The sequence below is a fragment of the Aromatoleum aromaticum EbN1 genome (assembly GCF_000025965.1).
GTDB classification, from domain to species: Bacteria; Pseudomonadota; Gammaproteobacteria; order Burkholderiales; family Rhodocyclaceae; genus Aromatoleum; species Aromatoleum aromaticum.
In genome coordinates this window covers 815707-836850 of the sequence record NC_006513.1, presented here as the reverse complement: position 1 = coordinate 836850, position 21144 = coordinate 815707, and the positions used below count along the sequence as shown (strand labels likewise).

Below are 21144 nucleotides of genomic sequence, written 5' to 3'. Positions count from 1 at the left end.
TCAGTGCAGCACGCGCGGCATCGCCAGCATGAAGGCCGGGATTTCGGCGTCGAAACGGTGGCCGTCCTCGGCCGCCATCTGGTAGCTGCCCTGCATCGTGCCGACCGGGGTTTCGAGGACAGACCCGCTCGAATAGCTGAACTGCTGTCCCGGCGCGAGCATCGGCTGTTCGCCGATCACTCCGAGGCCGCGAACTTCCTGGACCTTGCCCGCGCCGTCGGTGATGACCCAGTGCCGGCTGATCAACTGGGCGGGCACTTCGCCGGTGTTCGTCAGCGTGATGTGGTATGCAAAAACGTAGCGGTTTTCGTCCGGGTCGGATTGTCCCGGTACGAACTCGGCGATGGCTTCCACCTCGATGCGATATTTTTCGGATTCGCTCATAGTCTGGTCTCTCGGCTGGGGCGGGTTTGAGGGTTCGACAAGTTGTTCGGACGAGCGGCGAACATCGTCGCCGGCGAACGCTCGCCACGGGCCCGGAAGGGTAAAATAGCACCTTTGCCCGGAAATTCCCTTATGCCCGTTTCGCCCCTGACTGCTCTTTCTCCGCTTGACGGCCGTTACCACGACAAGGTCGCGGGCCTGCGCGCACACTTCTCCGAGCATGGCCTGATCCGCAACCGGGTCAAAGTCGAAGTCGCCTGGCTGAAGGCGCTCGCCGCCGAGCCGGGCCTCGCCGAGATCGCGCCGTTCTCCGCTGCGACCGTCGCCGAGCTCGAGGCCCTGGTCGCTGATTTCTCGACCGCGGACAGCGAAGCAGTCAAGGCCATCGAGGCGACCACGAACCACGACGTCAAGGCGATGGAGTACTGGCTGAAGGGACGCCTCGGGCATAACGACGAAGTCACGAAAGTCTCCGAGTTCATCCATTTCGCGTGCACCTCGGAAGACATCAACAACACCTCGCACGCGCTGATGCTGCGCGAGGGGCGTGACGCGGTGCTGCTGCCGGCGCTCGATCGCGTCATCGCCCGGGTGCGCGAGCTTGCGCACCAGCACGCCGACCTGGCGATGCTGTCCCGCACCCACGGCCAGCCGGCGAGCCCGACGACGCTCGGCAAGGAAATGGCCAACATCGCCGCGCGTCTGATCCGCGCGCGCGCCGCGATCGCCCGCGTGTCGCTGACGGCGAAGTTCAACGGCGCTGTCGGCAACTACAACGCGCACCTGTCGGCATGGGACGAATTCGACTGGGAAAGCTTCAACCGCGGCTTCATCGAATCCCTCGGTCTCGAATTCAACCCGTACACGATCCAGATCGAGCCGCACGACGCGATGGCCGAGCTCTTCGATGCGATGGCGCGCACGAACACGATCCTGATCGATGCCTGCCGCGACTTCTGGATGTATATCTCGCTGGGTTATTTCAAGCAGAAGCTCAAGGAAGGCGAGGTCGGTTCGTCGACGATGCCGCACAAGGTCAATCCGATCGATTTCGAGAACGCCGAAGGCAACCTCGGCATCGCCAACGGTGTGCTGCGTCATTTCTCGGAAAAGCTGCCGGTGTCGCGGATGCAGCGCGACCTGACCGATTCGACGGTGCTGCGCAACATGGGTGTCGGTTTCGGCCACATGGTGCTGGCGCTCGATTCGTGCCTGCGCGGGCTGAACAAGCTCGAAGCCGAGCCGGCACGGCTGGCTGCGGACCTCGACGGCGCCTGGGAAGTGCTCGCCGAGCCGGTGCAGACGGTGATGCGCCGCTTCGGCATCGAGAACCCCTACGAACAGCTCAAGGCGATGACGCGCGGCAAGGGCATCACGCGCGAGGCGCTGCACGAGTTCATTCGCGGGCTTGCGATTCCCGAAGCCGACCGGGCGCGGCTGCTGGCGATGACGCCCGCCAGCTATGTCGGAAAGGCGGCGACGCTGGCAAAACGCATCTGACCGTTCTCACGCAACGGGCACTGACGAGCGCCGCCTGCGGGCGGCGTTCTGCCGCCATCGCAATCGACTGGAGTTCCAATGGCTTTTGCCGACAACCTCAAGCAGTTGCCGAAAATCTCGCACCTGGCCGCGCTGAACCTCATCGACGTGGACGATTCGATCGTCGCCACAATCGAGAACAAGGCCGGGCAGGCCGGCTCGCTGGCAGTCTATAACCACCTCGCGCAGCTTTACGGCGCGATCGGTGTCGAAGCGGCGCGGAAAGGGCTCGAGCTGTACGCCGAGCACAGCGAGGACGCCCGCGCGAATCCCGGCAAGCATCCGAACATCGACCGCCTGATCGGCCTGATCGAGCGCGGCGAAACGCTGCGCGTGAAGCAGGTTTTCGCGGTATGACGCTCGCGCGTTGAAAGTGCTCCGGGCGGGGGCGCGTCGAGGCGCCCCCGGAGTGGTATTGCGTTGCGAGGGACCGGCATCGCCTCGCGTGGCGATCACACGACCGCTTCTTCCTTTTCCCGCTTCGGCTTGACGAACTGCTCGCGCGATACGCCGAGCCACATCACGAGCGGGCTCGCGACGAGCACGGATGAGTAAATGCCGAACAGGATGCCGATCGTCAGCGCCATCGCGAAGTAGTGCAGCGTCGCGCCGCCGAACAGCAGCATCGACAGCACCATTATCTGCGTGCTGCCGTGGGTGATCACCGTGCGCGAGATCGTCGAAGTGATCGCGTGGTCGAGCACCTGGGGCGTCGAGAGGTTGCGGCGCTTCTTGAAGGTTTCGCGCACGCGGTCGAACACGACGACCGACTCGTTCACCGAGTAGCCGAGCACTGCCAGCACGGCAGCGAGCACCGGCAGCGAGAATTCCCACTGGAAGAACGCGAAGAAGCCCAGGATGATGATGACGTCGTGGAGGTTGGCGATGATCGCGGACACCGCGAAGCGCCATTCGAAGCGGATCGCCAGGTACACGACGATGCCGAAGATCACCAGCAGCAGCGCCATTGCGCCGTCGGTTGCGAGTTCCTTGCCGACCTGCGGGCCGACGAACTCGACGCGCCGCAGCTCCGGCGTGGGGCCGGCGACCGACTGCAACGTCGCTAGGGTCAGCTCGGAAACCCGCGCGGTGTCCAGATCGTCGCGGTTCGGCAGACGGATCAGCACGTCACGGGCGCTGCCGAAATTCTGCACCTGGGCGTCAGGGTAGCCGGCATCGCCGAGCGCCTCGCGGATCGGTTCCAGTTCGGGCGCCTCGGGGTAGGTGACTTCGACCAGCGTGCCGCCGGTGAATTCGACCGACAGGTGCAGGCCGCTGGTCGCGAGGAAGAACACTGCGAGCAGGAAAGTGATGAGTGAGATGATATTGAACGTCAGCGCATGGCGCATGAACGGGATATCTTTCTTGATGCGGAAGAATTCCATTTCTCAAGCCTTTGGTTGCGTCAGGGGCGGCGGCCGGGCGCCGCGTTCCTTGCGTGTTCGTCCGGTGCTCGTTCAGCCGGCTTTGCCGGGTTTCCAGATCTGGCCGATCGACAGGCTCTCGACTTTGCGGCGCCGCCCGTAGATCAGGTTCACGAGCATGCGCGAGATCAGGATCGCGCTGAACATCGACGTCAGGATGCCGAGGCAGTGCACGACCGCGAAGCCGCGCACCGGGCCGGAGCCGAACACCAGCAGCGCGATGCCGGCGATCAGCGTCGTGATGTTCGAGTCGAGGATGGTGTCGAACGCGCGATCGTAGCCGGTGTGGATCGCCGCCTGCGGCGACACGCCGTTGCGCAGTTCCTCGCGAATCCGTTCGTTGATCAGCACGTTCGCGTCGATCGCCATGCCCAGCGTCAGCGCCATCGCCGCGATGCCGGGCAGGGTCAGCGTCGCCTGCAGCAGCGACAGCAGCGCGACCAGCAGCAGCAGGTTCGCTGCCAGCGCGATCGCCGAGATCAGGCCGAACAGCATGTAGTAGGCGATCATGAACACTGCGATCGCGATGAAACCCCACAGCGTCGAATTGAACCCCTTGGCGATGTTGTCGGCGCCCAAGCTCGGGCCGACGGTGCGTTCCTCGATGATCTCCATCGGCGCGGCGAGGCTGCCAGCGCGCAGCAGCAGCGCGACGTCGTTCGCTTCGGTCGTCGTCATGCTGCCGGAGATCTGCACGCGGCCGCCGCCGATCTCGCTGCGGATCACCGGTGCGGTGACGACTTCGCCCTTGCCTTTTTCGATCAGCAGGATCGCCATGCGCTTGCCGACGTTCTCGCGCGTGACGTCGCGGAAGATGCGGCTGCCGGCGGCGTCGAGCGTCAGGTGCACGGCCGGTTCGTTGGTCTGTCCGTCGAAGCCGGGCTGCGCATCGGTGAGGCGGTCGCCGGTCAGCACGACCTGCGAGCGCACCAGCAGCGGCGAGCCGCCGCGCTCGGTGTAGAGCTCGGTGCCGAACGGCACGTTGCCGGCGAGTGCGGCTTCGAGTGCGCCCGGGCTGTCGTCGACCATGCGCACTTCGAGCGTCGCGGTACGCCCGAGGATGTCTTTCGCCTTCGCGACGTCCTGCACGCCCGGTAGCTGCACCACGATACGGTTGGCGCCCTGTTGCTGGATCACCGGTTCGGCGACGCCGAGCTCGTTGATGCGGTTGTGCAGCGTCGTGATGTTCTGCTTGATCGCGAAGTCGCGGATCGTCTGCTGGGCGACCGGTGTCAGCGTCGCGATCAGCTTCAGGTCGGTCGAGCCATCGTCGCGGTCGACGAGCTGGAGGTCGCGCGTGCTGTTGAGGATCGCGTTGCGAGCCGCCTCGCGCTGTGCGGCGTCGCGAAAGCGCAGCTGAACGGTATTGCCTTCCCGCACGATGCCGGCGTGGCGCACGTCCTTGTCGCGCAGCAGCGTGCGCAGGTCGCCGGCGGTCGCGTCGAGACGCTTCGTGATCGCGCCCGGCATGTCCACTTCGAGCAGGAAATGCACGCCGCCGCGCAGGTCGAGGCCGAGGTACATCGGCAGCGCGTGGATCGCGGTGAGCCAGGTCGGCGAAGCCGACAGCAGGTTCAGCGCGACGATATAGGAAGGATCGCTGGGGTCGGGATTGAGCCGCTTCTCGATCGAGTCCTTCGCGCGCAGCTGATCTTCGGTGCTCCCGAGCCGCACGCGGATGCTGTTGCCGTCGACGAACAGGCCGTCGTAGGGAACTTCCGCGTCGCGCAGCGTCTGTTCGATCGGGGCGACCAGCGCGGGGTCGAGCTTGAGCGTGGCTTTGCCGCTGGAGACCTGAACTGCGGGGACTTCACCGTAGAAGTTGGGAAGGGTGTAGATCAGGCCGAAGAACAGGACCAGACCAATGAGGATGTTCTTCCAGAGCGGGTAGCGGTTCATGACTTGAATGAAATGGGGTGGGGAGGCGCCGGGCGCGGGCACGACGGCGGAGCGGCACGCTCGCGCCGCCGCGCGGGCCTTACAGGGTCTTCAGCGTGCCTTTCGGCAGCACGTTGGTGACCGACTGGGCCTGGACGACGACATTGACGTTGTCGGCCACTTCGACGTGCAGGAAATTTTCGCCCACCTGGGTCACGCGACCGGCAATGCCACCCTGGGTGACGATTTCGTCGCCTTTCGCGATCGCAGCGACCATCGCCTTGTGTTCCTTCGCGCGCTTCATCTGCGGGCGGATCATCAGGAACCACAGCACGATGAACATCAGGATCAGCGGCAGCATGCCCATCAGGCCGCCGGTCGGATCGCCCGCAGGTGCGGCCTGGGCGTAAGCGTTGGAAATGAACACGTGGGACTCCGGATGGTTGCGTAAAGCGGCCGATTATAGCAGCAGGATAAGTCGCGACCCGTCGCGACGGCGCGGCGGGTGCCGCAGCCGTTCGTTTGTCAACAGGCGCCGGTCGAACGATCCGCGCGGAAGCGCGCGGCGTGGCTATCCAGGTCGCCGGCGGCGATCGCTGCGCGCAGTTCCGCTGTCAGCGTCTGGTAATAGCGCAGGTTGTGGATGGTGTTCAGCATGCTGCCGAGGATTTCGCCGGCACGGTGCAGGTGGTGCAGATAGGCGCGGCTGAAGTTGCGGCAGGTGTAGCAGTCGCACGACGGATCGAGCGGGCGGGTGTCCTGCTTGTGCGTCGCGTTCTTGATCTTGATGTCGCCGTAGCGGGTGAAGAGCCAGCCGTTTCGCGCATTGCGGGTCGGCATCACGCAGTCGAACATGTCGATCCCGGCTGCTACGCCGGCGACGATGTCCTCCGGCGTGCCGACTCCCATCAGGTAGCGCGGCCGACCGGCGGGCAGGCGCGGTGCGGTGTGGGCGAGGATGCGCGCCATGTCTTCCTTCGGTTCCCCGACCGACAGGCCGCCGATCGCGTAGCCGGAGAAGCCGATCGCATCGAGCGCGGCCAGCGATTCATCGCGCAGGTCTTCGAACATGCCGCCCTGGACGATGCCGAACAGCGCGTTGGGGTTCGCCAGCCGGTCGAACTCGTCGCGCGAGCGCCGCGCCCAGCGCAGGCTCAGCTGCATCGACTTCGCCGCCTCGTCGTGCGTCGCGGGGTGCGGCGTGCATTCGTCGAAAATCATCGCGATGTCTGAATTCAGCACCGTCTGGATGCGCATCGACTCTTCCGGCGTCAGGAAGAGCTTCGCGCCGTCGATCGGCGACGCGAACTTCACCCCTTCCTCGCTGATCTTGCGCAGCGCGCCGAGGCTGAACACCTGGAAGCCGCCGGAATCGGTGAGGATCGGCCGGTCCCAGTTCATGAAGCGGTGCAGCCCGCCGTGCGCCGCGACGACGTCGAGCCCGGGGCGCAGCCACAGGTGGAACGTGTTGCCGAGACAGATCTGCGCGCCCGTGTCGGCGAGCGCGGCGGGGGTCATCGCCTTGACGGTGCCATAGGTGCCGACCGGCATGAACGCCGGAGTGTCGACGGTGCCGTGGGCGAGTGTCAGGCGGCCGCGGCGCGCGGCGCCGTGCTGGGCGAGGAGTTCAAATTGCATCGTTGCGGTGGGTGATGAACATGGCATCGCCGTAGCTGAAGAATCGGTAGGAGTGACCGACGGCGTGCGTGTAGGCGCGACGCATCGGCTCGAGGCCCGCGAACGCCGATACCAGCATCAGCAGCGTCGATTTCGGCAGGTGGAAATTCGTGATCAACGCATCGACGACCTGGAAGCGGTAGCCGGGCAGGATGAAGAGTTCGGTTTCGCCGGTGCCCGCTTCGAGCGGTCCGTCCTGTGCGGCGCCCTCGAGCGCGCGCAAGCTCGTCGTGCCGACTGCGATGACGCGGCGCCCGGCGGCGCGCGTCGCGGCGATCGCAGCCACGGTTTCCTGCGGTATCACGTAGCGTTCGCGGTGCATGCGGTGCTCGCCCAGGTCATTGACGCGTACCGGCTGGAAAGTGCCGGCGCCGACGTGCAGCGTCAGCCATGCACCGTGCACGCCTTTCTTCGCCAGTTCAGCGAGCATCGGCTGGTCGAAATGAAGCCCGGCGGTCGGTGCCGCGACCGAACCGCGCTCGCGCGCATACACGGTCTGGTAGCGCGATTCATCGTGCTCGTCGGCACTGCGGTCGATGTACGGCGGCAGCGGCAGCTTGCCGTGGTGTTCTAGCAGATCGAGGACGTCGTGGCTGTCGGGAAAGCGCAGGTGGAAGAATTCGCCGACGCGGCCGAGCACCGTGACGTCGAACGCGTCGGCCAGGCGCAGGCGGCTGCCGGCGCGCGGCGACTTGCTCGCGCGGACCTGGGCGAGCGCTTCGTGCGGGCCGATCGCGCGTTCGATGAGGACTTCGATGTGGCCGCCGGTTTCCTTCGTACCGTACAGGCGCGCGTGGATGACTCGTGTGTCATTGAATACCAGCAGATCGCCAGGCTGCACCAGTTCGGGCAGGTCGCAGAAACCGCGATCGTCGAGGCGCTCGCCGTCGAGCACCAGCAGGCGGCTGGCGCAGCGCTCGGCGAGCGGCGCCTGGGCGATCAGTTCGGGCGGGAGTAGGTAATCGAAATCGTCGAGAGTCAGTGACATGCGCTTGCTGCTCGCGGGCAGTTTCATGGATAATGCGGCGCTTCCCTGCCGGGATGGCGGAATCGGTAGACGCAGCGGATTCAAAATCCGCCGGTGGTAACACTGTGAGGGTTCGAGTCCCTCTCCCGGCACCAGTCAAGGCATGATTCTAATTGTAGAATCAATGGCTTGCAATTGAAGTGGCCTGTGGGCGGCGGCAATTTCGCGGTAACTCGCCATGCGAACGGCCGTCGGCAGGGGGCGAAACGTCGGACGCCATTTTTCCGCCTACTTCAGTGCCGCCGGGCGGGCGTTGAGGCGGGTGGTGGCAGCGTTCCATTCGCCGCGCGCGATCATCGGCCATGCGGCGAGCGCGCGGTCGAGCGCTTCGTCGATCTGCCCCTGTTCTTCGCGGCGCGCGGGTTTCAGCACGTAATTCACGACTTCGTTGCGGTCGCCGGGATGGCCGATACCGATGCGCAGCCGCCAGTAATCGTTGGTGGCGAGGTGGGCAGACGTGTCCTTGAGTCCGTTGTGGCCCCCGAGTCCGCCGCCGAATTTCAGGCGCAACTGGCCCGGAGGAATGTCGAGCTCGTCATGCACGACGAGAATCTCGGCTGGTGCGATGCGGTAGAAGCGCGCCAACGCCCCGACCGCCTGGCCCGAGCGGTTCATGTAGGTCTGCGGCATCAGCAGCCACACGCCGGCGTCGCGTGCATTGGCGACGAAGCCATGAAAACGCGACTCGTGGCTGAAGCGCACTCCGAGCTTGTCGGCGAGCCGCTCACAAAACCGAAACCCGGCGTTGTGCCGGGTTTCGGTGTATTCGGCACCGGGATTGCCGAGGCCGACGACAAGGCGCGGAGCTGCGGCGCTCATCGGATCGGTGTCCCCGTGTCCTGGCGGGCGGCGAGCGAGAAATCGCAGCTTCAGGCCGCGACTTCGCCTTCCGTGGCTTCGGCTGCACCGCCCTTGACGGTCAGCGCGGTCGCGACGACCGGGTCGCCTTCGCCGTGGTGGACGGCCTCGACGCCTTCGGGCAGCTTGAGTTGCGAGACGTGGATCGACTGGCCGGCTTCGAGACTCTGCAGGTCGACTTCGATGAATTCAGGCAGGTTCGCCGGCAGGCACGCGATGTCGAGTTCGGTCATCGTGTGCGAGATCATGCAGCCGCCGAGCTTGACCGCAGGGTTGGTGTCGTTGTTGATGAAGTGCAGCGGCACCTTCAGGTGGAGCTGGTGGCCTGCATCGATGCGCTGGAAGTCGAGGTGCAGCACTTGCTGCTTGTACGGATGCCACTGGACGTCGCGCAGCACGACGGTGTGCTTTGCCCCTTCGAGCTCGATCATCAGCACCGAAGCGTGGAAAGTTTCCTTCTTCAGCAGGTGGTAGAGCTCGTTGTGGTCGACAGTGATCGCTTGGGCGTCGGTGTCGGCACCGTAGATGATGCCGGGGATCTGGCCGGCGCGACGCAGGCGGCGGCTCGCACCCGTGCCCTGTTCCACGCGCTGGGTGGCCTTGAATACGATTTGCATTGTGTGACTCCTGGTTGAAACGATCCGCCCGCGACCAGGCGGATGGGTTGGGCCGCCGGCTCGTGCCGGCAGCGAAGATTCATTCCATGAACAGCGAGCTGACCGATTCCTCGTTGCTGATCCGCAGCACGGTGTCGGCGAGCAGCGAGGCGACCGAGACCTGGCGGATGCGCGGACAGGCTTTGGCGTCGTCGCGCAGCGGGATGGTGTCCGTGACGACCAGCTCGTCGAGATCGGAATCGGCGATACGCGCCGCTGCCGACCCCGACAGCACCGCGTGGGTGCAGTACGACAGGACGCGGCGGGCGCCGTTTGCCTTCAGCGCGGTCGCAGCCTTGCACAGCGTGCCGGCGGTGTCGACGATGTCGTCCATGATCACACAGGTGCGATCCTTGACCTCGCCGATGATGTTCATCACTTCGGACACGTTCGCCTTCGGGCGGCGCTTGTCGATGATCGCCAGATCGCATTCCATGCGCTTCGCGAATGCGCGGGCGCGCACGACGCCGCCGACGTCGGGCGACACGACCAGGAGGTCGTCGTATTTCTGCTTGTCGAGGTCGGCGAGCAGTACCGGTGCGGCATAGACGTTGTCGACCGCGATGTCGAAAAAGCCCTGGATCTGGTCGGCGTGCAGGTCCATCGTCAGGAGGCGCTGCACCCCGACGGCCTGCAGCATGTTGGCGACGACTTTCGCGGTGATCGGCACGCGCGCCGAGCGCGGGCGGCGATCCTGGCGGGCGTAGCCGAAGTACGGGATCGCGGCGGTGATGCGGCCTGCGGACGCGCGCTTGAGCGCATCGACGAGGACCAGCAGTTCCATCAGGTTCTCGTTCGTCGGCGAGCAGGTCGGCTGCAGCACGAAGATGTCCTTGCCGCGGACGTTTTCGAGCAGTTCGATATTGACTTCACCGTCGGAGAACCGGCCCACCGTGGCCGCCCCGATCGAAATGCCCAGTCTGCGAACGACGTCCGCGGCAAGCTTGGGGTTGGCGTTGCCGGTGAAGACCATCAGGCTGCCGTAGGCCATGTCCGAAACTCCGATGCCGATAGGATGGCGAGGATGAAACGATACGGGCAGGCGCGCGGCCTGCCCGTAATTTACTGGCTGGGGAAGAAGGATTCGAACCTTCGAATGCCGGAATCAAAATCCGGTGCCTTGACCAACTTGGCGACTCCCCAGTAAAACCTTTTCGCCCGCTCAACCGACCCAGCCACGAAGCGGATGCTGCATCACGCTGCGCGCTTTCCATGCCCGGTACGACCCCGGGCAGCTTGCGACGATGCGTTCGGCGTCGTCCTCGCTTGCCACCTGCGCAAATACGCAGGCGCCCGAACCGGTCATTCGCGCCGGCGCAAACTGCGCCAGCCAGTCGATTGCTGCACCGATCTCGGGATAACGGCTGCAGGCAACTGCTTGCAGATCGTTACGAGTGGTGCTCGCTGCGAAGTCCGTAATTTTGATGGGTTCGGTATCCCGCGTCAACTCCCCTGCTGCAAAAATTTCCACGGTGGGTACCGTGACCGGCGGCGCGACGACGACGTACCAGGCTGGCGGGAGGTCGAGCGGGCGCAGTTCGTCGCCGACGCCTTCGGCGAACGCGTCGCGGCCGAAGATGAAAAACGGGACGTCGGCGCCGAGCCGCAGCCCGAGCGCGGTGAGCTCTTCACCGCGGACGCCGGTGCGCCACAGACGGTTCAGCGCGATCAGCGTCGTCGCGGCGTCCGAACTGCCGCCGCCGAGACCGCCACCCATCGGCAGTCGCTTGTCGACGCGGATGTCGGCGCCGAGGCGGCAGCCGGTGTATGACTGCAGCAGCCGCGCGGCGCGCACGACGAGGTCATGCTCGGCAGAAACGCCGGGAAGATCGGTGGCGCGTGCGACGACGCCGTCATGGCGCAGCTCGAACGACAGCGCGTCGCCCCAGTCGAGCAGGCGAAACGCCGTTTGCAGCAGGTGGTAGCCATCCGGACGGCGCCCGATGACATGCAGGAAGAGGTTCAGCTTCGCCGGCGCCGGGCAATCGGCGAGACGGGTCAGTTCAGCGGTGTCCATTGATCGATGATAAGCCGGATACGGGCGTCGCCCCAGTGGGCATCGATCCGGCGTGGCACCGCGTCGACCGCAGCGCCGGCATATTCGACGTAGTCGATCGTCCAGCCGGCGTCGGTGATGCGCGCCGGACGGCCCCGCTCATCTGTGCCGAGCACGCGGGCGTCAGGGCGTGCCGCCGCCTGCACCCAGTAGGCAAGCCCGTCGAGCGGTGCGGCGACACCGAGCAACCGGTGCAGCATGCCAGCGGCGTCGTCGCTGTGCTCGACGCGCCCGTCAGCGGTGCGTAGTCGGGCGCTTTCCGCGGACGTGACGAGTTGGCCGACGATCTGGCCGAGCGGGCTCAGGACGGTCCATTCGTCCACGGCCGGCGAATGAAACCACTGCAACCCGCCGTTCGCAGCGCGCTCGCCATCGGTCGCCGAAATGCGGCCTTCGAGTTCGAACGCGGAGGCGATCGGCCGCGGCGCGACTGTCGCCGCCGGCGGGGCGGGCTGGATCGCGCAGCCGGTCAGCGCGACGGTCGTGAGCGCCGCGATCGCCACAAACCCTGCAAGAGGCCGGTTCATCGCTGGCCGAAACGCTGCATGATGTTCTTCAACACCGTGCTGTCGGGGTGAGCCTGCAAGGCTTCGTTCCAGATCCGCGTGGCGTCGGCCTGGCGGTTCAGGCTCCACAATACCTCGCCCAAGTGGGCGGCGATTTCGGGGTCGGGATGCAGGCTGTAGGCTTTTTCGAGATGTGCGAGCGCCGTGGCCGCGTCGCCCTGCCGGAAGTTGACCCAGCCCATGCTGTCGAGGATGAAGGGATCGCCGGGCGTCAGTTCCAGCGCGCGGCCGATCAGCGCTTCGGCTTCGTCGAGGCGCAGTCCGCGGTCGGCCAGCGAATACCCGAGCGCGTTGTAGGCGTGGGCGTGGTCGGGCTGCAGGGAGATGAGCTTGCGCAGGCGCCCTTCCATGACGTCGAGCTGCCCGAGCTGTTCGGCGAGCATCGACGACTCGTAGAGCAGGTCCGGGTCTTCAGGCGCCTTGCGCAGTTCGCCGTCGATGAGTTCGAGCGCTTCGGCTTCGCGCCCTTCGGCCCGCAGCAGTTGCGCTTCGGCGAGCCGCAGCCGCTTGATCGTGTCGGGTCCGGCCTGCACCGACTGCAGATGTTCGCGCGCCTGCTGCAGTTTCCCCTGTTGCGCGAGCAGCGCCGCGATGCGGATCTGGGCGTCGGTGTGGTGGCGTCCGTGCTCGACTGTGCGGTACCAGCGCAGCGCGCCTTCGCTGTCGTCGCGGCGTTCGGCGATCTGGCCGAGGTTGAGGCGGATACCGTCCGCTTCCGGATGGCCGGCGTTCAGCGCCTGCTCGAGCAGTGGCGCGGCGGCGTCGAAATCGTCGAGCTGGGCCGACAGAAGGCCGACCGCGTACATCAGGTCGCGATCGTTTGGCGCGTTGTCGAGGAGCTTGCGGAACTCGTCGCGTGCCGCCTCGAAGCGGCGTGCCGAAACAAGGCCCCGCGCGTAGGCAACGCGCGCGTTCTGGCTCTCGGGGTGACGGTCGATATGCTCCTTGATGAGCTGCAGCGCCGCGTCGGGCGAATCGGACTGCGCCAGCAGCTGCGCCTTGAACAGGATCGCAAGCTCCCAATCCGGGCGAAGCCCGAGCGCGAGGTCGATCGCGGCGAGCGATGCGATCGCGTCGTCGGCGGCGATCGCGGCTTGGGCGCGGGCGAATTGCGCCTCGGGGAGGTCGAGGTACGGTTCGGTCAGGCGGTCGATGATGCCTTTCACCGCCTGCTTGTCGTCGATGCGCGCGAATGCGCGGTTGAGCCCCATCAGGTGGTTTTCGATCTGGTCCGGCGACTCTGCCAGCAGGCGCGCGAGCTGGATCTGCACCTGCTCGAGCTGCCCGCTGCCGCCGGAGAGAATTCCGGCCATCACGCGCCGGGCTTCGGCGGACTCGGGCTCGACGTCGATCCAGATCCTGGCAGCTTCGGTGGCGGCGGACAGGTTGCGCGCGAACAGCGCGATTTCGACTGCGCGCCGCGCGATGCGCGGGTCGCGCGTGCGTTGCGCCAGATCGAGGTAGGCTTGCACCGAGATGCCGATTTCGCCGCGGGCCCCGGCAATCTCGGCCAGCAGGAATGTGTACAGCATCTGCGCAGTCAGTGTCTGCCCGGGAATGCCGGTCGACTCCGCCGAGGGGGCATCAGCTTCGGCGTCGGCCGTCTGGGCGAATGCCGGGAACGCAAACGCGATCGCCAGCCCGAGGCCGGCAGTGAGCAGGGAAAGAGTGCGATTCATGGTTGATGCCCGAGGGGGATTCCGTGAAGCTGCGGACGCAGCAAGCCGCCGTATCCGGCTGTATGCTGGGGTCCGCCAACGAGGTGGTGGTGGATTAGAAGGGCCGGAGGCGATTCCGTTCGCCCCATGTTATGCAGTTTCACGTCGCATGAGCAAGCACGCGCTTGCGCGAGGAATTCGAAGAAGGATTGCCGATGCCGGAATTGCCGGAGGTGGAAATCACGTGCCGCGGCATTCGCCCGCTCGTCGCCGGGCGGACCCTGACTGCGCTCGAAGTGCGCAATCCGCGGTTGCGCCAGCCAGTGCCCGCGGATCTCGCGCAGACGCTCGTCGGCGAGCGACTGCAGGGCGTGCGGCGCCGTGCGAAATACCTTCTGCTGGATTTTCCGCACGGCAGCGTCCTCGTGCATCTTGGCATGTCCGGCAGCCTCAGGGTGGTGTCGGCCGACGAGCCCGCGGGCGTGCACGATCACGTCGACCTGGTGTTCGGTGCCGAGGCGCTGCGGCTGCGCGATCCGCGCCGGTTCGGCCTCGTGCTGTGGCATGCGGGCGACGGCTTGTCCCACCCGCTGCTCGCGGCGCTCGGGCGCGAGCCGCTCGAGCGCGGTTTTACCGGCGCCTGGCTGCATGAAGCGACGCGTGGAGTGCGGCTCTCGATCAAGCAGACGCTGATGGATGCGCACCGTGTCGTCGGAGTCGGCAACATCTACGCGTCCGAGAGCCTGTTCCGCGCCCGCATCCATCCGCTCGCACCGGCCGGCGCGATCGGGCCGCAGCGCCTTGCGCGCCTTGTCGCGTCGGTGCGCGAAACGCTGCTCGCGGCGATCGACGCCGGGGGCAGCACGTTGCGGGACTTCGTCGGTGGGGACGGGCGCGCCGGGTATTTCCAGCAGCAGTACTTCGTGTACGGGCGTGAAGGCCTGGCGTGCCGGGTATGCGCAACGCCCGTTCGTCGTGTCGTGATCGGCCAGCGCTCGACTTTTTTCTGCCCGCGCTGCCAGCGGCGCTGAGCGGTTCCGGGAAACCCTTTCCCCGCTGGAGCGATACCGGCGGGATGCACCCGTTACCTGGCGCCAGTCCCAAATTGGATGGTGCCGGAATCGGGGTTATGCTGGCGCCGTGTGTAATATTTGCGCGGTGAACCTCCGCGTGCGAGCGAGACCGACATGACCCTGGTTGACCAATTCTCGGCTTACAGCCAGTGGCGGGCCGCAGCCTCGTCTGCTGTCGGCCGCTTGCGCCAATGGCTGTCGCACAGCGAGATCGGCGATGCGCAGGGCGACCTGCGGCTGCAGTGTGTGCTCGAACGCCTGCGCGACGACAAGCTCACCGTCGCTTTCGTCGCCGAGTTCTCGCGGGGCAAGTCGGAACTGATCAACGCGCTTTTTTTCTCCGGCTATGGCGACCGCGTGCTGCCGTCGAGCGCCGGCCGCACGACGATGTGCCCGACCGAACTGCAATGGAGCGCGGATGCATGCCCCGAGATCCGTCTGCTGCCGATCCGTACCCGGGCGACGCACGCGAACGTCAGCGAGCTCAAGCGGTTCCCGCAGGAATGGCTCGTGCTGCCGCTCGACGTCGGCTCGGTCGGCAGTCTGCAGCAGGGATTCTCGCGGGTCGGCGACACCGAGCGGGTGTCGCCCACCGAGGCACGGCAGCTGGGCTTCGAAGTCGATCCGGCCAGCGCGGACGGGCTCAAGGCCGGCCTCGACGGCCTCGTCGAAATCCCGAGCTGGCGGCACGTCGTGGTCCAGTTTCCGCACCCGCTGCTCGAACAGGGGCTGGTCGTGCTCGACACGCCGGGCCTCAACGCGATCGGTGCGGAGCCCGAGCTCACGCTGTCGCTGCTGCCGAATGCGCACGCGGTGCTGTTCATCCTCGCAGCCGATACCGGCGTCACGCACAGCGACCTCGCGGTGTGGCGCGAATACGTGCGCGGCGGCCCGGGCGGAGGGAGGAGGGGAGGACTCGTCGTGCTGAACAAGATCGATGGTCTGTGGGACGGTCTGCGCGACGAGGCCCGCATCGACGAGGAAATCGACCGGCAACTGCGCTCGGTCGCGGGCGCGCTGGGAGTGCCTGCGGAAAGTGTCTTCCCGGTGTCGGCACAGAAAGGGCTGGTCGCGCGGATCCACGATGACGAAGCGCTGCTCGAACGCAGTCGCCTCGGCGCGCTGGAGCGCGCGCTCGGCGAGGAGCTGCTGCCGACGAAGCAGGAAATCGTCCGCGATGGTGCGCTCGGCGAAACCGACGACCTGATCCTGCAGGCGCGCGAACTCCTCGGCGCGCGGCTTTCCGGGCTGCGCGAGCAATTGCACGAGCTCACCGATCTGCGGGGCAAGAACCAGAGCGTCATCGAATACATGATGCGCAAGATCCGCACGGAAAAAACCGAGTTCGAGGAAGGGCTGCAGAAGTACTACGCAGTGCGCAGCGTGTTCTCGAACCTGACGAACAACCTGCTCGCCCACCTGGGCATGGACATGTTGCGCGACGAGACGCGCCGCACCCGCGAAGCCATGCTGGAATCCACGTTCTCGAAAGGCCTGAGCGCGGCGATGGAAGGTTTCTTCGAAAACCTGCGCGGCAGCCTGGCGCGATCGGCGGGCGAGATCGCCGAGATCACGCGCATGCTCGACAGCATGTACAAGCGTTTCAGCGTCGAGCACGGACTCAAGCTGGCCGCGCCCGAAGCGTTTTCGACATTGCGTTACGAGCGCGAACTCGAACGGCTCGAAGCGGCTTTCAATCGCCAGATCAACACGGCGCTCACGCTCGTGACGACCGAAAAGCACACCTTGACGCAGCGATTCTTCGAAACGGTCGCAGTCGAGGCGCGGCGCACGTTCGAAGTCGCCAACCGGGACGTCGAGCGCTGGCTGCGCGCAGTGATGTCGCCGCTCGAGACGCAGGTGCGGGAATACCAACTCCAGCTCAAGCGCCGGCTCGAAAGCGTCAAGCGCATCCACCAGGCGACCGACACGCTCGAAGAGCGGATCGCCGAACTCGAACAGGCCGAAGTCGCGATGCTTGCGCAGCTCGATGAACTGGCGGGGCTCGAGGCAACGATCCGGACGATACTCGGCGCGCCGGTGTTGCCGGTGTCTGCCCAGTCCGGGGGGCCGGTTCCCTGCGCCGCCTGAACATCGCAGCCCGGAAAAAAGAAAGCGCACCTTGCGGTGCGCTTTGCCTGCCCGATCCTCGCAGTGCGAAGCGCCTGCTCAGACCTTCTGGCTGGTCAGGCGGACGAACTTCTCCATCAGTTGTTCCTTCGTTTCGACCACATCCGGATTCATCGGGATGCAGTCGACCGGACAGACCTGCTGGCACTGCGGTTCGTCGAAATGGCCGACGCACTCGGTACATTTGTTCGGGTCGATCTCGTAAATTTCATCCCCCTGGTAGATCGCGCCATTGGGACATTCCGGTTCGCATACATCGCAGTTGATGCATTCGTCCGTAATCATCAGAGCCATCTTTCACTTCCTCGCTATCGCTTCAAAGACACTTTCTGCAGCAACCGTTCATTTACGGCAGGCTGCACGAACTTGCTGACATCGCCGCCCAGGCGGGCGATTTCACGCACCATCGTCGCCGAGATGAACATGTATTCTTCGGCCGGCGTCAGGAACACCGTTTCGACGTCGGGAAACAGCTTCCGGTTCATCCCGGCCATCTGGAATTCGTACTCGAAGTCCGACACCGCACGCAGTCCGCGCAGGATCAGCCGTGCGTCGCGCTGCCGCAGGAAATCCATCAGCAGCCCGTCGAAGCCGGTGACTTCGACGTTCGGGAACGGCGCCAGCACGTCGCGGGCGATCTCGACGCGTTCGGCGAGCGTGAAGATCGGTGCTTTCCCGTGGCTCTCGGCCACCGCGACGACGACTTTGTTGAACAGCAGCGACGCGCGACGCACCAGATCCTCGTGGCCCCGGGTGAACGGATCGAACGTTCCCGGATAAATAGCGACCCCTTCCTTCATTCTTGCCTCCCTTGCAAGAGATGGAAATGGACCTGGCCGGCACGACCCTGCTTCGTCGTCCGCCAGGCGCCAAGTCCGCCTACCGGCGTTTCCGACTCCGCGTAGAGCCATCCGTCCGGCTTCAGAACCCGGTCGAGCCAGGGTTCCAACCGCTCAAGCCAGCCTTGATTGTAGGGTGGATCGAGGAAGACCACGTCGAACGGTTCCGGCGCTGTTTGCGCGAATCTTACCGCATCGCTGCGGATCACCTCTACCTGCTCCGCGTCGAGCGCCCTGGCCGCCTGTCGCAATGCGGCAAACGCGCGAGCGTCGTGCTCGATGATGGTCACGCGGGACGCGCCGCGCGAAGCCGCTTCGAGGCCGAGGATGCCCGAGCCGCCGAACAGGTCGAGGCACGTCAGGCCGGTGAGGTCCTGGCCGAGCCAGTTGAACAGCGTTTCGCGCACACGGTCGGGAGTCGGCCGCAATCCCGGGACTTTCGCGACGTCGATGAGGCGCGAGCGCCACGCCCCGCCGACGATCCGCACCCTGCTCAATTGGAAGGTTCCGCCCTGGCCGCCGGCACACGTTCGCCGTTCGCGACCACGTCGCCGTCGCCGCCAGCGACCACCGTCACCAGGTGTTCATCGCGAATGCGGCGCGAGAAAGCGTCGCGCACGGCCTCGACGGTGACTTCGGCGGCGCGCTCCGGATAGGTGTCGAGCCAGTCCAGCGGCAGGCCGTAGAAGCCGATCATCGACACGTAGTCGAGGATCTTGCGGTTCGAGTCGAGCCGCAGCCCGAAGCCGTTGATGAAGTTGTCCTTGGCCGCCTGCAGTTCGTCGGCGCTCGGGCCGGCGGCGACGAATTCGTCGAGCACCGACTGCGTCACCTGCCGCGCTTCCCTGGCCTGGCTGCCGCGCGTCTGCAGTCCGATTTCGAACGGCCCGGCGACGCGCAGCGGCTGGAACGAGCTGAAGACGCTGTACGCGAAGCCGCGTTTTTCGCGCACTTCCTTCGTCAGCCGAGACACAAAGCCGCCTCCGCCGAGGACGTAGTTGCCGACGACCAGCGGGAAGTAATCCGGGTCGTCGCGCGAGATTCCCGGCATCCCCATGAGGATGTGGGCCTGTGCGGACGGATGTTCGATATGTTCGATCAGTCGGGGCGGAAGCTGCGGCGGGGGCAGCGGGGCGGGCGGCGTCCCGGCGGGCAGGGCCTCGGTGAGGCGGACCGCGATCCGTTCGGCCTGCTCGCGGCTGACGTCGCCGACGATGGCGACACTGGCCGCGAGCGCGGTGTAGTGCGCCTGGTGAAACGCTTCGATCTGGTCGCGCGTGATCCGCTGCAGCGATTCGACGGTGACGAGCCGGCCATAGGGGTGATCGCCGTAGATCGCGCGGGTGAAGCTGCGCGCGGCGAGCGTGTCCGGGCGCGTCAGCGCGTCGCGCAGGCCGGCGATGCTGCGCGCGCGCTCGCGTTCTAGGATCTCCGCCGGGAATGTCGGCTTCGCGAGCAGCCGCGCGGCGAGCCCGATCGCCGCTTCGCGCTCGGCTTCGCTCGACAGGGTGCGTACCGACAGCGTCGCCATGTCCTTGTCGGTGCCGCCGCCGATGCGCGCGCCCGTGTCGGCGATCCGTTCGGCGATCTGCTGTTCGTTCAGGTTTTCCGTGCCGGCGTCGAGCAGGCTGCGCGTCAGGCTCGCGACGCCGGCCGCGCCTGCCGGGTCGAGCGCGCCGCCGGCAGCGAACGTGACCTGCAAGTCGACAAGCGGCAGCGCGTGGCTTTCGACGAAAAACACGCGGGCGCCGGTCGGGGCGGTCCAGTGCTGGATGTCCGGGCCGGCGATCGCCGTGCCGACGCTTGCGAAGGCCACCAGTGCGAGCAGCGTCGCGCGGGCAGGGGCGATCTTCCGGATCAGGGCGGTGGGGTTCATGCTAGTGCCTCGTCGCCGGCGCCGCGGGGCGAGGCTGTCCGGCAGGAACGGGCAGCGGGTCGAGCTGTGCCCGGGTCAGCGTGGTGTCGGTGAAATATTTGCGCGCGACCGCCTGGACCTCCGCGGCGGTGACGCGCCGAACGCCTTCGAGCAGCGCCGCCTCGTCGCGCCACGACAGGCCGCTCGCCTCGAGGAAGCCGATCTCCATCGCCTGCCCCATCAAGGAATCGCGCTTGTAGACTTCGCCGGCGATGGTCTGCGTCTTCACCCGCTCGAGCTCGTCCTCGGCGATCCCTTCCTTCTGGATGCGCGCGATCTCGTCGCGCAGCGCCGCGGCGACGTCGGCCACGGTCTTACCCACTGCGGGAGCGGCGTCGAGCGTGAACAGCGACGGGCCGCGTGCCGTGCCGTCGTAGCCGGCGCCGACCGACACCGCGACGCGCGTCTCGCGCACCAGCCGGCGTGGCAGGCGCGCGCCGTCATAGCCGTCGAGCACCGCCGCGAGCACCTGCAGCGCATACACGTCACGGTCGTTCGCCGGATCGCGCAGCGTCGGCGCACGCCATGCCAGCGCGACGTACGGCAGTTCGGCAGGCGCCCTGACGACGCTCTGGCGCGGGCCGAGCTGCTCCGGTTCGGGCGTGACGCGGCGCTTCGGCAGGTCGCGCGCGGCCACCGCGCCGTAGTGGCGGCGGGCGAGGTCGAACACCGCCTGGTGGTCGACGTCGCCGACGACGACGAGGCGCGCGTTGTTCGGCGCGTACCAGTTCCGGTGCCAGGTGCGCGCGTCCTCGGCCGTCATCGAGGCGAGGTCGGTCATCCAGCCGATCACCGGACGGCCATACGGGTGGGCCTGGAACGTCGTGGCCATCAGCTGTTCATGCACCAGCGCGCGCGGCTCGTCTTCGGTGCGCAGGCGCCGTTCCTCCCGCACGACGTCGAGCTCCGGTGCGAACAGCGAAGGCGTGATCTTCAGGTTCGCCATCCGGTCGGCTTCGAGCATCATCATGTCGTCCAGCTCGGCCGGCGGGATCTGCTGGAAATAGGCCGTGTAATCGCGCGACGTGAACGCGTTGTCGCGCCCGCCGACCGCGGCGACGCGCTTGTTGAACTCGCCCGGGCCGACTTTCTCCGTGCCTTTGAACATCATGTGTTCGAGCAGGTGCGCGATGCCGGAGACGCCTGCCGGTTCGTCCATCGCGCCGACGTCGTACCACACCATATGAACCACCGACGGAGCGCGGCGGTCTTCCTTGACGATGACTTGCATGCCGTTGTCGAGAGTCGTCTCGAACGGATTAGCATGGAGCGGCCCCGCTGTGGCGAACAGCGCGGCGGCAAGCAGGGCGATGCGGGGAAAGTTCTGGCGAAACATGGAGATGTCCTGCATCTGGTAGAATTCGCGGCTCGCGGCCCGGGCGAAACCCGGCGCCGCTCGAACGTGCAGCCGCATCTTAGCGTTATTGGGACTTCGGCGCCGCCGAAGTTCAAACGTCACAACAG

General features: G+C 66.3%; 21 protein-coding genes and 2 tRNA genes. 5 read left to right on the top strand and 18 right to left on the bottom strand.

Annotated features, from left to right (window positions below):
- Positions 1-384 carry a Co2+/Mg2+ efflux protein ApaG gene (gene apaG, locus EBN1_RS04005; RefSeq protein ID WP_011236625.1) on the bottom strand — a complete coding sequence of 128 codons (384 nt, stop codon included), beginning with the start codon at positions 382-384 and terminating at the stop codon, positions 1-3.
- Between the two features lie 132 nt (positions 385-516).
- Here apaG and purB point away from each other — a divergent pair, with 132 nt between their 5' ends.
- Together purB and EBN1_RS03995 are read left to right on the top strand one after the other, a co-directional pair.
- On the top strand, positions 517-1884 hold the full coding sequence (purB, locus tag EBN1_RS04000) for an adenylosuccinate lyase (protein WP_011236624.1): 1368 nt from the start codon (positions 517-519) through the stop codon (positions 1882-1884).
- 78 nt (positions 1885-1962) lie between these two features.
- Entirely contained in the window at positions 1963-2280 is a 318-nt protein-coding gene (locus EBN1_RS03995) for a DUF2322 family protein (protein WP_011236623.1), read from the top strand.
- 95 nt (positions 2281-2375) lie between these two features.
- Here the strand turns inward: EBN1_RS03995 and secF are convergent, their stop codons facing one another.
- From secF to queA, 5 genes are all read right to left on the bottom strand, one after another.
- Positions 2376-3308 carry a protein translocase subunit SecF gene (secF, locus tag EBN1_RS03990; protein ID WP_011236622.1) on the bottom strand — a complete coding sequence of 311 codons (933 nt, stop codon included), beginning with the start codon at positions 3306-3308 and terminating at the stop codon, positions 2376-2378.
- A gap of 72 nt (positions 3309-3380) precedes the next feature.
- Positions 3381-5246 (bottom strand): protein translocase subunit SecD, encoded by a 1866-nt coding sequence (gene secD, locus EBN1_RS03985; RefSeq protein ID WP_011236621.1) that lies wholly within the window; start codon positions 5244-5246, stop codon positions 3381-3383.
- Positions 5247-5325: 79 nt separating this feature from the next.
- The gene (yajC, locus tag EBN1_RS03980) at positions 5326-5652 is read right to left on the bottom strand and encodes a preprotein translocase subunit YajC (protein WP_011236620.1); all 327 of its coding nucleotides are present in this window, start codon (positions 5650-5652) and stop codon (positions 5326-5328) included.
- A gap of 98 nt (positions 5653-5750) precedes the next feature.
- Complete coding sequence (gene tgt / locus EBN1_RS03975) at positions 5751-6863, bottom strand: tRNA guanosine(34) transglycosylase Tgt (RefSeq protein WP_011236619.1); 1113 nt, start codon at positions 6861-6863, stop codon at positions 5751-5753.
- Positions 6853-7890: a tRNA preQ1(34) S-adenosylmethionine ribosyltransferase-isomerase QueA gene (gene queA, locus EBN1_RS03970; protein ID WP_041646901.1), complete on the bottom strand. Its 1038-nt coding sequence runs from the start codon at positions 7888-7890 to the stop codon at positions 6853-6855. The genes tgt and queA overlap by 11 nt, the downstream gene beginning before the upstream one ends.
- Positions 7891-7937: 47 nt before the next feature.
- Here queA and EBN1_RS03965 point away from each other — a divergent pair.
- Positions 7938-8024, top strand: a tRNA-Leu gene (locus EBN1_RS03965).
- Positions 8025-8157: 133 nt separating this feature from the next.
- Here the strand turns inward: EBN1_RS03965 and pth are convergent.
- The 7 genes from pth to EBN1_RS03930 form a co-directional block, all read right to left on the bottom strand.
- On the bottom strand, positions 8158-8748 hold the full coding sequence (pth, locus tag EBN1_RS03960) for an aminoacyl-tRNA hydrolase (RefSeq protein ID WP_011236617.1): 591 nt from the start codon (positions 8746-8748) through the stop codon (positions 8158-8160).
- Positions 8749-8798: 50 nt separating this feature from the next.
- On the bottom strand, positions 8799-9404 hold the full coding sequence (locus EBN1_RS03955) for a 50S ribosomal protein L25/general stress protein Ctc (protein WP_011236616.1): 606 nt from the start codon (positions 9402-9404) through the stop codon (positions 8799-8801).
- A gap of 79 nt (positions 9405-9483) precedes the next feature.
- On the bottom strand, positions 9484-10434 hold the full coding sequence (locus EBN1_RS03950; RefSeq protein WP_011236615.1) for a ribose-phosphate pyrophosphokinase: 951 nt from the start codon (positions 10432-10434) through the stop codon (positions 9484-9486).
- Positions 10435-10509: 75 nt separating this feature from the next.
- Positions 10510-10586, bottom strand: a tRNA-Gln gene (locus EBN1_RS03945).
- Between the two features lie 19 nt (positions 10587-10605).
- The gene (gene ispE / locus EBN1_RS03940; RefSeq protein WP_011236614.1) at positions 10606-11460 is read right to left on the bottom strand and encodes a 4-(cytidine 5'-diphospho)-2-C-methyl-D-erythritol kinase; all 855 of its coding nucleotides are present in this window, start codon (positions 11458-11460) and stop codon (positions 10606-10608) included.
- Entirely contained in the window at positions 11442-12026 is a 585-nt protein-coding gene (locus EBN1_RS03935; protein ID WP_041646900.1) for an outer membrane lipoprotein LolB, read from the bottom strand. Before EBN1_RS03935 ends, ispE begins: the two co-directional genes overlap by 19 nt.
- The gene (locus EBN1_RS03930) at positions 12023-13744 is read right to left on the bottom strand and encodes a tetratricopeptide repeat protein (protein ID WP_011236612.1); all 1722 of its coding nucleotides are present in this window, start codon (positions 13742-13744) and stop codon (positions 12023-12025) included. The genes EBN1_RS03935 and EBN1_RS03930 overlap by 4 nt, the downstream gene beginning before the upstream one ends.
- 194 nt (positions 13745-13938) lie before the next feature.
- Between EBN1_RS03930 and mutM the strand changes: the two genes are divergently transcribed.
- Together mutM and EBN1_RS03920 are read left to right on the top strand one after the other, a co-directional pair.
- On the top strand, positions 13939-14754 hold the full coding sequence (gene mutM, locus EBN1_RS03925; RefSeq protein ID WP_011236611.1) for a bifunctional DNA-formamidopyrimidine glycosylase/DNA-(apurinic or apyrimidinic site) lyase: 816 nt from the start codon (positions 13939-13941) through the stop codon (positions 14752-14754).
- Between the two features lie 156 nt (positions 14755-14910).
- Entirely contained in the window at positions 14911-16887 is a 1977-nt protein-coding gene (locus EBN1_RS03920) for a dynamin family protein (protein WP_011236610.1), read from the top strand.
- Between the two features lie 78 nt (positions 16888-16965).
- On the opposite strand, the gene EBN1_RS03915 is transcribed toward EBN1_RS03920, so the two are convergent.
- Genes EBN1_RS03915 through EBN1_RS03895 form a run of 5 tightly spaced genes read right to left on the bottom strand, consistent with a single transcriptional unit; the run spans position 16966 to position 21016 of the window.
- Positions 16966-17220 carry a YfhL family 4Fe-4S dicluster ferredoxin gene (locus EBN1_RS03915; RefSeq protein WP_041645708.1) on the bottom strand — a complete coding sequence of 85 codons (255 nt, stop codon included), beginning with the start codon at positions 17218-17220 and terminating at the stop codon, positions 16966-16968.
- Positions 17221-17234: 14 nt separating this feature from the next.
- Positions 17235-17726, bottom strand: a complete 492-nt coding sequence (coaD, locus tag EBN1_RS03910; RefSeq protein WP_011236609.1) for a pantetheine-phosphate adenylyltransferase — start codon at positions 17724-17726, stop codon at positions 17235-17237.
- Complete coding sequence (gene rsmD / locus EBN1_RS03905; RefSeq protein WP_011236608.1) at positions 17723-18262, bottom strand: 16S rRNA (guanine(966)-N(2))-methyltransferase RsmD; 540 nt, start codon at positions 18260-18262, stop codon at positions 17723-17725. Before rsmD ends, coaD begins: the two co-directional genes overlap by 4 nt.
- Entirely contained in the window at positions 18259-19641 is a 1383-nt protein-coding gene (locus EBN1_RS03900) for a M16 family metallopeptidase (RefSeq protein ID WP_011236607.1), read from the bottom strand. The genes rsmD and EBN1_RS03900 overlap by 4 nt, the downstream gene beginning before the upstream one ends.
- Before the next feature lies 1 nt (position 19642).
- On the bottom strand, positions 19643-21016 hold the full coding sequence (locus EBN1_RS03895) for a M16 family metallopeptidase (RefSeq protein WP_011236606.1): 1374 nt from the start codon (positions 21014-21016) through the stop codon (positions 19643-19645).
- Between the last annotated feature and the right edge of the window lie 128 nt (positions 21017-21144).